Source organism: Pseudomonas sp. MDT1-16 (assembly GCF_054898115.1).
Genome location: NZ_CM142717.1, coordinates 6,169,198 through 6,181,976, shown reverse-complemented (window position 1 = coordinate 6,181,976; position 12,779 = coordinate 6,169,198). Strand labels below are relative to the sequence as shown.

General features: G+C 59.1%; 9 protein-coding genes and 2 pseudogenes. 9 read left to right on the top strand and 2 right to left on the bottom strand.

Annotated elements, in window-relative coordinates; genetic code table 11:
- The first annotated feature begins 140 nt into the window (after positions 1 to 140).
- A complete protein-coding gene (hemB, locus tag ACYZT3_RS28635; RefSeq protein ID WP_282376139.1) occupies positions 141 to 1,154 on the top strand; it encodes a porphobilinogen synthase in 1,014 nt (337 codons plus the stop codon).
- Between the two features lie 18 nt (positions 1,155 to 1,172).
- Positions 1,173 to 3,395 carry a polyphosphate kinase 1 gene (ppk1, locus tag ACYZT3_RS28630; RefSeq protein ID WP_282376138.1) on the top strand — a complete coding sequence of 741 codons (2,223 nt, stop codon included), beginning with the start codon at positions 1,173 to 1,175 and terminating at the stop codon, positions 3,393 to 3,395.
- A gap of 65 nt (positions 3,396 to 3,460) precedes the next feature.
- Here ppk1 and ppx read toward each other — a convergent pair whose 3' ends face one another.
- Positions 3,461 to 4,963, bottom strand: a complete 1,503-nt coding sequence (gene ppx, locus ACYZT3_RS28625; protein ID WP_282376137.1) for an exopolyphosphatase — start codon at positions 4,961 to 4,963, stop codon at positions 3,461 to 3,463.
- A 214-nt stretch (positions 4,964 to 5,177) separates the two neighbouring features.
- Between ppx and ACYZT3_RS28620 the strand changes: the two are divergent.
- The 7 genes and pseudogenes from ACYZT3_RS28620 to ACYZT3_RS28590 all read left to right on the top strand — a co-directional run.
- A pseudogene (locus ACYZT3_RS28620) lies at positions 5,178 to 5,327 on the top strand (transposase); the annotation flags it as partial.
- Between the two features lie 113 nt (positions 5,328 to 5,440).
- Positions 5,441 to 5,614 (top strand): annotated as a pseudogene (locus ACYZT3_RS28615) (FCD domain-containing protein); the annotation flags it as partial.
- 120 nt (positions 5,615 to 5,734) lie between these two features.
- Positions 5,735 to 6,064: a thioredoxin TrxA gene (gene trxA / locus ACYZT3_RS28610; RefSeq protein ID WP_008150340.1), complete on the top strand. Its 330-nt coding sequence runs from the start codon at positions 5,735 to 5,737 to the stop codon at positions 6,062 to 6,064.
- A 248-nt stretch (positions 6,065 to 6,312) separates the two neighbouring features.
- Complete coding sequence (rho, locus tag ACYZT3_RS28605) at positions 6,313 to 7,572, top strand: transcription termination factor Rho (RefSeq protein ID WP_007942421.1); 1,260 nt, start codon at positions 6,313 to 6,315, stop codon at positions 7,570 to 7,572.
- A 298-nt stretch (positions 7,573 to 7,870) separates the two neighbouring features.
- On the top strand, positions 7,871 to 9,337 hold the full coding sequence (gene ubiD / locus ACYZT3_RS28600; RefSeq protein ID WP_056738783.1) for a 4-hydroxy-3-polyprenylbenzoate decarboxylase: 1,467 nt from the start codon (positions 7,871 to 7,873) through the stop codon (positions 9,335 to 9,337).
- Complete coding sequence (locus ACYZT3_RS28595; RefSeq protein ID WP_282376134.1) at positions 9,337 to 10,302, top strand: CDP-6-deoxy-delta-3,4-glucoseen reductase; 966 nt, start codon at positions 9,337 to 9,339, stop codon at positions 10,300 to 10,302. Before ubiD ends, ACYZT3_RS28595 begins: the two co-directional genes overlap by 1 nt.
- A 196-nt stretch (positions 10,303 to 10,498) precedes the next feature.
- Positions 10,499 to 11,167, top strand: a complete 669-nt coding sequence (locus ACYZT3_RS28590) for a gamma-glutamylcyclotransferase (RefSeq protein ID WP_282376133.1) — start codon at positions 10,499 to 10,501, stop codon at positions 11,165 to 11,167.
- Here the strand turns inward: ACYZT3_RS28590 and glpT are convergent.
- Positions 11,143 to 12,492: a glycerol-3-phosphate transporter gene (gene glpT / locus ACYZT3_RS28585; protein WP_282376132.1), complete on the bottom strand. Its 1,350-nt coding sequence runs from the start codon at positions 12,490 to 12,492 to the stop codon at positions 11,143 to 11,145. The genes ACYZT3_RS28590 and glpT overlap by 25 nt on opposite strands.
- Positions 12,493 to 12,779: the final 287 nt, after the last annotated feature.

The following is a 12,779-nucleotide window of genomic DNA, read 5'->3' as shown; positions in this document are numbered from 1 at the left end:
GTGTCTCGACGTGAACATTTCCTACAAGGACAATGGATGCGGCTACGTGTCACAGGGCTAAGCATAACTGTCATCTGTTCGTCATAATGCCCGCTTATAACTGTCACGCTCGCCCGCCAGCGCGGGCTCAGGAGTCTGCCGTGAGCTTTACCCCTGCCAACCGTTTGTTTCCAGCAACCCGCCTGCGTCGCAACCGTCGTGATGATTTCTCGCGTCGACTGGTTCGTGAGAACGTTCTGACCGTCGACGACCTGATCCTGCCGGTGTTCGTGCTGGACGGTGAAAACCGTCGCGAAGCGGTGGCGTCGATGCCAGGCGTCGAGCGCCTGACCATCGATCTGTTGCTTGAAGAAGCGGCCAAGTGGGTCGAGCTGGGGATTCCGGCCTTGGCGTTGTTCCCGGTGACGCCGCCGGAGCTCAAATCGCTGGACGCCGCGCAAGCCTGGAACCCCAACGGGATCGCCCAGCGCGCCACCCGTGCGTTGCGTGCGCAATTTCCTGAACTGGGCGTGATCACCGACGTCGCTCTTGACCCGTTCACCACCCACGGTCAGGACGGTATCCTCGACGAAGAAGGCTACGTGCAGAACGACATCACCGTCGATGCACTGGTCAAGCAGGCGTTGTCCCACGCCGCAGCCGGCGCTCAGGTGGTGGCCCCGTCGGACATGATGGACGGTCGCATCCAGGCGATCCGCGAAGCGCTTGAACTGGCCGATCACGTCAACGTGCGGATCATGGCCTACTCGGCGAAGTACGCCAGCGCCTATTACGGCCCGTTCCGCGATGCGGTCGGTTCGGCGCTGAACCTGGGCAAGGCCAACAAGGCCTCGTATCAGATGGACCCGGCCAACAGCAACGAAGCCCTGCATGAAGTGGCGGCGGACTTGTCAGAAGGCGCGGACATGGTCATGGTCAAGCCAGGCATGCCGTATCTGGACATCCTTTACCGGGTCAAAGAAGAATTTAAAGTGCCGACCTTTGTTTATCAGGTCAGCGGTGAATATGCCATGCACATGGCGGCAATCCAGAATGGCTGGTTGAGCGAAGGGGTTATCCTCGAATCCCTGACTGCTTTTAAACGTGCAGGCGCCGATGGCATCCTGACTTACTTTGCCGTCCGTGCTGCTCAATTGTTACGAGAGCAAAAATAGCCCTCCCAGGAACATTCGATGAATACCGAAGGACTCACTGAAGTTGCCGTAAAAGACGCTCAACCTGTGGTGGAGCAAATCGCCGAGACCCCGCCGGAACTGGAGCCTGCTCCACCCGCGGTGGTGGCCGAACCCGCACATGCGGCGCCGGCGATTGCCATTCCCGGCCTGGATGACAGCAGCCTCTACATCCATCGCGAGCTCTCGCAACTGCAGTTCAACATCCGCGTGCTGGAGCAGGCGCTGGACGAGTCCTACCCGTTGCTGGAGCGGCTGAAGTTTCTGCTGATCTTCTCCAGCAACCTGGACGAGTTCTTCGAGATTCGTGTGGCGGGTCTGAAGAAGCAGATCACCTTCGCCCGTGAACAGGCTGGCGCCGATGGCCTGCAACCGCATCAGGCCCTGGCCCGCATCAGTGAACTGGTACACGGTCACGTCGACCGCCAATACGCGATCCTCAACGACATTCTGTTGCCGGAACTGGAAAAGCATCAGGTGCGCTTCATCCGTCGGCGTCACTGGACCACCAAGATCAAAACCTGGGTGCGCCGCTATTTCCGCGACGAGATCGCGCCGATCATTACCCCGATCGGCCTCGACCCGACGCACCCGTTCCCGTTGCTGGTCAACAAGAGCCTGAACTTCATTGTCGAGCTCGAAGGTATCGACGCCTTCGGCCGCGATTCCGGTCTGGCGATCATCCCGGCGCCACGTCTGCTGCCGCGCGTCATCAAATTGCCGGAAGAAGTCGGCGGCTCTGGCGACAACTATGTGTTCCTGTCGTCGATGATTCACGCTCACGCCGATGACCTGTTTCAGGGCATGAAGGTGAAGGGCTGCTACCAGTTCCGCCTGACCCGTAACGCCGACCTTTCCGTCGACACCGAAGATGTAGAAGACCTGGCCCGCGCCCTGCGCGGCGAGTTGTTTTCCCGTCGCTACGGCGACGCGGTGCGTCTTGAAGTCGCCGACACCTGCCCGAAACAGTTGTCCGACTACTTGCTCAAGCAGTTCAACCTGCACGAAACCGAGCTGTACCAGGTCAACGGTCCGGTCAACCTGACCCGCCTGTTCAGCATCACCGGTCTGGACAGTCAGCGTGAGCTGCAATACATGCCGTTCACCCCGCAGATCCCGAAACTGCTGCAGAACAGCGAGAACATTTTCAGTGTGATCAGCAAGCAGGACATCCTGTTGCTGCACCCGTTCGAGTCGTTCACGCCGGTGGTCGACCTGCTGCGCCAGGCGGCCAAGGACCCGCATGTATTGGCGGTCCGTCAGACCCTGTACCGCTCCGGCGCCAACTCGGAAATCGTCGATGCGCTGGTCGATGCGGCGCGTAACGGCAAGGAAGTCACTGCGGTGATCGAGTTGCGTGCGCGGTTCGACGAAGAGTCCAACCTGCAACTGGCCAGCCGTCTGCAAGCGGCCGGTGCGGTGGTGATCTATGGCGTGGTGGGCTTCAAGACCCACGCCAAGATGATGCTGATCTTGCGTCGCGAGGCCGGTGAGATTGTCCGTTACGCCCACTTGGGTACCGGCAACTACCACGCGGCGAATGCCCGTCTGTACACCGACTACAGCCTGCTGACATCCGACGACGCGTTGTGCGAAGACGTCGGCAAACTGTTCAGCCAGTTGATCGGCATGGGTAAAACCCTGCGCATGAAAAAGCTGTTGCACGCGCCGTTCACGCTGAAGAAGGGCATGCTCGACATGATTGGCCGTGAGACCCAGTTCGCCCTCGACGGCAAACCGGCGCACATCATCGCCAAGTTCAACTCGCTGACCGATCCGAAGATTATCCGCGCGCTGTACAAGGCCAGTCAGTCCGGGGTGCGTATCGATCTGGTGGTGCGTGGCATGTGCTGCCTGCGTCCGGGCATCGCCGGGGTTTCGCATAACATCCACGTGCGCTCGATCATCGGTCGTTTCCTGGAGCACACTCGGGTCTTCTACTTCCTCAATGGCGGTGAAGAGCAGATGTTCCTGTCCAGTGCCGACTGGATGGAGCGCAACCTCGACAAGCGCGTTGAGACTTGCTTCCCGGTCGAGGGCAAGAAGCTGATCATGCGGGTCAAGAAAGAGCTGGAGCTTTATCTCACCGATAACACTCACAGCTGGAGCTTGCAGGCGGACGGCCGTTACATCCGCAACACGCCGACCGGCAACCAGAACCCGCGCAGTGCGCAGGCTACGCTGCTGGAGCGTTTGGGGAGCCCGATTCTGACCGTTCGTTAACGCGAATTATTTTGCGCAAAAAAAGGGCGATCCAGGTGGATCGCCCTTTTTTCTTTCAGAAGGTTTCAGCGAACGTTGAGCACGAAGCCGACGCGGGTCAGCCATTCCGCTTCCAGACCGAAGTCGGCCTGGGTCAGCTGGTTTTCGTCCAGCCAGTTTTCCGGGAACAGCACATCCAGGCTGTCGCCATTGGCGTGCAGCACGACCTGAGGCATTTCCTGAGTGCCGCGGATGTGATGGAACAGAATCGCAAAGCGCAGCAGCACGCACAGGCGAATCAGCTTGATGCCTTCATCGCCGAACTCGGCAAACTTGTCCCGGGGAATATTGCGTCGGTGGCCACGCACCAATAGCGCGAGCATTTGCTGGTCTTCGCGGGAGAACCCGGCCAGGTCCGAGTGCTCGATCAGGTAGGCGCCGTGCTTGTGGTAGTGATAGTGAGCGATGTCCAGGCCCACTTCATGGACCTTGGCCGCCCAACCGAGCAATTCGCGCCAGACGCCGTCATCCAGGTCCCAATCCTCAGCCACTTGATCGAAGGCATGCAACGCCTTGCGCTCAACGCGCAGCGCTTGTTCCTGATCGACGTGATAGCGCTCCATCAACGAACTGAGGGTGCGCTCACGGACGTCTTCGTGATGATGACGGCCCAGCAGGTCATAAAGCACACCTTCGCGCAGGGCGCCTTCACAGTGGTCCATGCGTTGCAGTTCGAGCGCGTCGAAGATCGCTTCGAGAATCGCCAGGCCGGCCGGGAAGATCGCCCGGCGGTCAGGCTTGATGCCTTCGAAGTCGATCTTCTCGACGTCGCCGAGCTTGATCAGCTTGCGCTTGAGCCAGGCCAGGCCTTGTGCGTTGACCTCGCCCGTGCCATGACCGCCGGCCTTCAGCGCCAGGCCGATGGCGCGAATGGTGCCCGAGGAGCCGATGGCTTCATCCCAGGTCAGGCGATGCAGGGCGTGTTCGATGCTCATGATCTCCAGCCGCGCCGCGGTGTATGCCTGGGCGTAGCGGGCCGGGGTGATCTTGCCGTCCTTGAAATAGCGCTGGGTGTAGCTGACGCAGCCCATTTGCAGGCTTTCGCGCAGCAGCGGTTCGAAGCGCTGGCCGATGATGAATTCGGTGCTGCCGCCGCCGATATCGGCCACCAGGCGCTTGCCCGGGGTGTCGGCGAGGGTGTGGGAAACGCCGAGGTAGATCAGACGCGCTTCTTCACGGCCGGAGATGACTTCCACCGGGTGGCCGAGAATTTCTTCAGCGCGGCGGATAAATTCGCCACGGTTACGGGCTTCACGCAGGGCGTTGGTGCCGACGATCCGTACGGCGCCGGGCGGCATACCGTTGATCAGTTGGGCAAAACGCTTCAGGCAATCGAGCCCGCGCTGCATGGATTCTTCACTGAGCTGGCGCTCATCGTCGATGCCAGCGGCCAGTTGAACCTTCTCCCCGAGTCGTTCGAGAATACGGATTTCGCCGTTCTGGGCCTTGGCCACGACCATGTGAAAGCTGTTGGAGCCCAAGTCGATTGCGGCGATCAGGGACAGATTCTTGGCTTGAGATTGCGGCATGGTCAGGGGGTCTCGGTCGATAACCTCGACATCGTGCCACGATCAAACGCTGCCGCCAACGCGTACGGTTTATTGCCGATCGTTCCCACGCGCAGCAAAGGAATGCAGCCCGGGACGCTCCGCGTCCCAAAAGCGGACGCAGAGCGTCCGTTGAGACATTCCCACGCAGAGTGGTCTGCACCCCAAAAGTTGGACACAACTGATGGGGTGTTTCATGGGTAAGTACACTGATCAAGCAAAGTTATCAGCGGTACAGGATTACTGTTCCGGCAAAGCGGGATTTAGAGAGGTCGCGCATCGTCACGGGGTGGATTTTTCCTCGTTGCGCCAATGGGTAGCGGCCTTCCAAGTGCACGGTGCGGCGTGCCCTGGAACAGCTCGATGGAGGTGCGGGCGAAGCAGCGGGGCAGGGATTTTTGGCACGGGAGAAGTCAATGACCTTCTCGCGCTCGGGGTTCTTGCCGAGGCTGGAGATCAAAGCTACCGTTCATCCGGCCCGAGCGCGCCATGGAAACCTGGCGGGAACACCGAAAAATCCTCCGCGCACTGGCCCGGCGGGCATCCGGAGCGGCGCAGAAGGCCATGCACAAACATGTACGCAACGCCGCCCTGCGCACCGCAATTGCCTTCGTCACTCCCGCCACCTCGTGACTTGAGCTATACCCAAACTCATGCGCCACCATAGCGAGACTCAATCATCTGCACCTTCCTGAACGAGGGAAGGGCGGCTATGATGGGCCACGTTTTTTTGCTTACAACCTGGAGACTTCCATGAGCAGCGATCTTATTAAACACGTCACCGACGCTAGCTTCGACGTCGACGTCCTCAAGGCCGAAGGCGCTGTACTGGTCGACTACTGGGCTGAATGGTGCGGCCCTTGCAAAATGATCGCTCCTGTTCTGGACGAAATTGCTGAAACCTACAAAGGCAAGCTGACCGTTGCCAAACTGAACATCGACGAAAACCAGGAAACTCCGGCCAAGCATGGCGTGCGTGGTATCCCGACGCTGATGCTGTTCAAGAACGGCAACGTTGAAGCGACCAAGGTCGGCGCCCTGTCGAAGTCGCAACTGGCTGCTTTCCTCGACGCCAACATCTAAGCGTCGTTTAAAGCGTCATCAAAAAGGCCCCGCATATCGCGGGGCCTTTTCGTTATTGAGGGCTAGACGCTCCGAAACTCAGGTGGTACATTCGGCCCCGCACTGGTTTCTCCACTGCCCCCTACTAGCCGTCGCCGACGCACTCCTTTTCGAATAAGTACGCGATCCTGTCGCCTTCTCTGCGGCGCGGCCTCATTAAGCCAAAAGCTTAATTTCCCCCCCTCCATAAATGATTACGTCATTCCTATATGAATCTGACTGAACTCAAGCAAAAGCCGATTACCGAACTGCTCGAATTGGCCGAACAGATGGGCATAGAAAATATGGCCCGTTCGCGCAAGCAGGACGTGATTTTCTCCCTGCTCAAAAAGCACGCTAAAAGCGGCGAGGAAATCTCCGGTGATGGCGTGCTGGAGATTCTCCAGGACGGCTTCGGCTTCCTTCGCTCCGCTGACGCTTCCTATCTCGCCGGCCCAGACGATATCTACGTCTCGCCGAGCCAGATCCGTCGCTTCAACTTGCGCACCGGTGACACCATCGTTGGCAAGATCCGTCCTCCAAAGGAAGGCGAGCGTTATTTCGCGCTGCTCAAGGTCGACACGATCAACTACGATCGTCCCGAGAACGCGAAAAACAAGATTCTCTTCGAGAACCTGACCCCGCTGTTCCCGACCGTGCGCATGAAGATGGAAGCCGGCAACGGTTCCACCGAAGACTTGACCGGTCGTGTCATCGACCTGTGCGCCCCGATCGGCAAAGGCCAGCGCGGTCTGATCGTTGCACCGCCGAAAGCCGGTAAAACCATCATGCTGCAGAACATCGCAGCGAACATCGCGCGTAACAATCCTGAAGTTCATCTGATCGTATTGCTGATCGACGAACGTCCGGAAGAAGTCACCGAAATGCAGCGCACCGTGCGCGGCGAAGTGGTTGCCTCGACGTTCGACGAGCCGCCAACCCGCCACGTGCAGGTTGCCGAAATGGTGATCGAGAAGGCCAAGCGCCTGGTCGAACACAAGAAGGACGTGGTGATTCTGCTCGACTCCATCACCCGTCTGGCTCGCGCCTACAACACCGTGATCCCGAGCTCCGGCAAAGTACTCACCGGTGGTGTCGATGCTCACGCCCTGGAGAAACCGAAACGTTTCTTCGGCGCCGCGCGGAACATCGAAGAAGGCGGTTCGCTGACCATCATCGCCACCGCGCTGGTTGAAACCGGCTCGAAGATGGATGAAGTGATCTACGAAGAATTCAAAGGCACGGGCAACATGGAACTGCCTCTGGATCGCCGCATCGCCGAAAAACGCGTCTTCCCGGCCATCAACATCAACCGTTCCGGCACCCGCCGCGAAGAGTTGCTGACGGCCGACGACGAGTTGCAACGCATGTGGATCCTTCGCAAGCTGCTGCACCCGATGGACGAAATCGCTGCCATTGAGTTCCTGGTCGACAAGCTGAAAACGACCAAGACCAACGATGAGTTCTTCCTGTCGATGAAGCGCAAGTAAGTCGATAAGGGCTGTGCCCTGTGTGGCTGTCTCGTTAGTTCAAATTCGGATGCCGCAGGCTCATAGCCAAGGCGCTGCGACGAGTCATAGCTGGCTATGGCGAGGAGCAGCAACGCAGGATATGAGCTTGCGGCGCCGAAGTTGACTAACAGAGACAGCCATACAGGGCACCAGAGCCGGGGAAACCCGGCTTTTTGCTATCTGATTTTTGATGAACCGGCAGTTCGTGGTTCTGAATAGAGGGGTTCGGCGCTAAACTGCCTCCCCCCGAACGCCACGGCCAACACGAGGCTCACGCATGCAGTATCGCGACTTGCGCGACTTTATCAGCGGCCTGGAAAAACGCGGCGAACTCAAGCGCATCCAGGTTCCGGTGTCCCCAGTGCTCGAAATGACCGAGGTCTGCGACCGCACCTTGCGTGCCAAAGGTCCGGCGCTGCTTTTCGAAAAGCCCACGGGTTATGACATCCCAGTGCTCGGCAACTTGTTCGGCACCCCTGAGCGCGTGGCGCTGGGCATGGGCGCAGAGGCGGTCAGCGAATTGCGCGAGATCGGCAAGCTGCTGGCGTTCCTCAAGGAGCCCGAGCCGCCGAAAGGCCTGAAAGATGCCTGGTCCAAGCTGCCGATCTTCCGCAAGATCATCGCTATGGCACCGAAGGTGGTCAAAGACGCAGTCTGCCAGGAAGTGGTCATCGAAGGCGACGATGTCGACCTCGCGATGCTGCCAGTGCAGACCTGCTGGCCGGGCGACGTCGGCCCGCTGATTACTTGGGGCCTGACCGTCACCAAAGGCCCGAACAAGGATCGCCAGAACCTCGGCATCTACCGTCAGCAAGTGATCGGCCGCAACAAGGTCATCATGCGTTGGCTGAGCCACCGTGGCGGCGCGCTGGATTACCGCGAGTGGTGCGAGAAGCATCCTGGCCAACCGTTCCCGGTGTCCGTGGCGCTGGGCGCCGACCCTGCGACCATTCTTGGCGCTGTAACGCCGGTACCGGACAGCCTTTCCGAATATGCTTTCGCTGGCTTGTTACGCGGCAACCGCACCGAACTGGTGAAATGCCGCGGTAACGATCTGCAGGTTCCGGCGACTGCCGAGATCATCCTTGAAGGCGTGATCCATCCGGGCGAAATGGCTGATGAAGGCCCGTACGGCGACCACACCGGCTACTACAACGAAGTCGACAGCTTTCCGGTGTTCACCGTCGAACGCATCACCCACCGGATCAAACCGATTTATCACAGCACCTACACCGGCCGTCCGCCGGATGAGCCGGCGATTCTCGGCGTGGCGCTGAACGAAGTGTTTGTGCCGATCCTGCAGAAGCAGTTCCCGGAGATCACCGACTTCTATCTGCCGCCCGAAGGCTGCTCGTACCGCATGGCCATCGTGACCATGAAGAAGTCGTATCCCGGCCATGCCAAGCGGGTAATGCTCGGTGTCTGGTCGTTTTTGCGACAGTTCATGTACACCAAGTTCGTTATCGTCACTGACGACGATATCAACGCACGCGACTGGAACGACGTGATCTGGGCCATCACCACGCGCATGGACCCCAAGCGCGACACGGTGATGATCGACAACACGCCGATCGATTACCTGGACTTCGCCTCGCCGGTCTCCGGCCTGGGTTCGAAGATGGGGCTCGATGCCACGCATAAATGGCCGGGCGAAACCACTCGCGAGTGGGGCCGGGTGATCGTCAAGGATGAAGCCGTGACCCAACGGATCGATGCCATCTGGAATCAGTTAGGAATAGATTGATGCGTGTAACCTTGCAGCCCTCCGGAGCAGTGCTACAGATTCTGCCCGGCGAGCGGATTCTCGATGGCGCGCGGCGTCTGGGCTATGAATGCCCGCAAAGCTGCCGAAACGGCAATTGTCATGTGTGCGCCGCGCTGCTGGTGGAAGGGCGGGTCGAACAGGAAGGCGGTGTGCGCGACCATGGCGAGTTCTACACTTGCATAGCAGAGCCGCTGGAAGACTGCATCGTGCTGTGGGATGGCGTGCTCGCGCGGGGAGAATTGCCGGTGCGCAGCTTGTCGTGTCAGGTCATTGAATGCAGGGACGTCGGCGGCGATACCTGGCGTGTGCGTCTGCGAGCGCCGGCCGGCAAGCCACCGCGCTATCACGCCGGTCAGTACCTGATGATCGAGCGCGAGAACGGCGAGAAATCCGCGTTCTCCCTGGCCTCGGCGCCGCACGGCGGGCGCGATCTGGAAATCCAGGTGCTGGCGCGCGAAAGCAGTGCGCTGAGCCTGATCGAGCAACTTCAGCGCAACCCGATGGTGCGGATTGAAATGCCGTTCGGCGACACCCATCTGGCGGAGTTGCCGGACGGTCCGCTGGTGCTGATTGCCGCTGGCACCGGCATGGGCCAGATCCATAGCCTGATCGAACATTGCCGTGCCGCGGGCTTCAAACATCCGGTGCATTTGTATTGGGGCGTGCGTCGTCCTGAAGATTTTTATGACATTGAACATTGGGATGAATGGCTGAAACTGCCCAATCTGTTCCTGCATAAAGTCGTCAGCGATCAATGCGGCTGGCAGGGGCGCTGTGGCATGTTGCATGAGGCGGTGTGTGAGGACTTCCCTGATCTGAAATCCTTGCATGTCTACGCCAGCGGCTCGCCGGCCATGGTCTACGGCACGCTGGATGCTCTGGTCGAAGCCGGGATGGACGCTCATCAGATGCGCGCGGATGTGTTTGCGTACGCTCCCCGTTAATCGTTATAACTCCCTATATAGCCGATCGGTATTTATACAATCATATAAATTCCGGTAGGTTATATGTCATTCAGGCAATTGTTTAAAAACTGTGCCATGGCACTTAAATTGCCTCGAAACATATGTGCCTTATTGTTACAGCGGTGCGTTCTATTAAGTAATTCTTTACCCGTGGGGGAGCTGAACGCTATTCGCCATGAGCGCCATTGAATCTGCTTTTTTGAATCTGGCTTACCCTCCGCGGCTCGATCTGGGGCCGCAGCTCACGCACGAACAATTGCTCCGCTCGATGCAGTCGACCATGGCGCGCCACAAGGGCGGGCCGGTCTGGCTGTTCGCTTACGGCTCGCTGATCTGGCGGCCTGAATGCCCGGCGGTGGAGCGTGTGCGGGGGCGGGTGCATGGCTACCATCGCGGTTTGTACCTGTGGTCCCACGAACATCGCGGCACGCCGGAAGTGCCTGGCCTGGTGTTTGGTCTGGATCGCGGCGGCTCTTGCAGCGGTTTCGCTTACCGCTTGCCCGAAGAACAACTCGACGCTTCGCTCTACGCCTTGTGGCAGCGCGAAATGCCATTCCCGTCATATCGTCCACACTGGCTCAACTGCCGCCTCGAAGACGGAAGCCAGGTTCAGGCATTGGGATTTGTATTGGAGCGACACCTGCCCAGCTATGCCGGCAACTTGCCGGATCACGTGCTGAGCCATGTGTTCGAAAACGCTTGCGGGCGTTACGGCACCACTCGAGATTATGTCGAGCAGACCGCCAACGCCCTGCGTAGCCACGCCATGCCAGACCGGAATCTGGAGGCGCGGCTCAAGCGCTGCAAATCAAACGCCGATCAGGCGATTGCTTCGCGGCTCTGACTGGCGACTTGCTTGTGCCACAGCGTCGGCGCGAGGAAGGCCATCGCCAGCAGGCATGCACCGATCAGCAGCACAAAGCCGCCGTCCCAGCCGAAATGGTCCACGGTGTAACCCATCGCTGCACTGGCCGCGACCGAACCACCCAGATAACCGAACAGACCCGTGAAGCCCGCTGCCGTACCGGCGGCTTTCTTCGGCGCCAGTTCCAGCGCTTGCAGGCCGATCAGCATCACCGGGCCGTAAATCAGGAAGCCGATCGAGACGAGCGCGATCATGTCCACGGTCGGGTTACCGGCCGGGTTGAGCCAGTACACCAGGGTCGCCACAGTCACCAACGCCATGAACACCATGCCGGTCAGGCCACGGTTGCCACGGAAGATCTTGTCCGACATCCAGCCGCACAGCAGCGTGCCCGGAATACCTGCCCATTCGTAGAGGAAGTACGCCCACGACGTCTTATCCACGGTGAAGCCTTTGGCTTCCTTCAGGTAAGTCGGAGCCCAGTCCAATACGCCGTAGCGCAGCAGGTAGACGAAGACGTTGGCCATGGCGATGTACCAGAGCATTTTGTTGTGCAGCACGTATTTGACGAAGATTTCCTTGGCGCTGAATTCGTCTTCGTGGCTGGCGTCGTAGCCTTCCGGGTAATCGTTTTTGTACTTCTCGATCGGCGGCAGGCCAACCGATTGCGGGGTGTCGCGCATGGTCATGAAGGCGAACACTGCCACCGCCAGAGCCACCGCCGCCGGTACGTAGAATGCCGCGCGCCAGTCATTGAACAAGCCCATGCCGAGCAGGAACAGCGGGCCGATCAGGCCGCCGCCGACGTTGTGCGCCACGTTCCACACGGACACCACGCCACCGCGTTCCTTCTGCGACCACCAGTGCACCATGGTCCGGCCACTCGGTGGCCAGCCCATGCCCTGGGCCCAGCCGTTGATGAAGAGCAGGATGAACATCATGGTGACGCTGGACGTAGCCCACGGTGCGAAACCGAAAATGAACATCACCCCCGCCGATACCAGCAGGCCGAAGGGCAGGAAGTAACGCGGGTTGGAGCGGTCGGACACCAGGCCCATGAGGAACTTCGACAGGCCGTAGGCAATCGCGATTGCCGACATCGCCAACCCCAACTGACCACGGGTGTAACCCTCGTCGATCAGGTATGGCATGGCCAGGGAGAAGTTCTTGCGCAGCAAGTAATAACCCGCATAGCCAAAGAAAATCCCGGCGAAGATCTGCCAGCGAAGGCGTCGGTAGGTGCTGTCTATTTTTTCTTCAGGCAATGGAGCCTGATGTGCGGCAGGACGAAAGAAAGCAAACATTCAAGAGCTCCAGATTTCTTGTTTTGACTGCGGATGCGAATGTTACAGTTTCGTTACCGAAAATAGCACCGGTTCGCACCGACCAAATAGCGGAAATTCTGGAGATTCGGTGTTCCTTTATGAACATGTCGCTCAGGTATAAATGAAGGACGCTGTGGGAAACGTTACTTGCAGGTCTTCATGCCGCATTTCGGTCCAGGGTAGGACGAGGCTTTGGGAAATGTCCTTCGTTTGAAAGGGAAATAAGCAGTCTGAACACTTTGATTTGAAGTCCAGACCGCTTCATT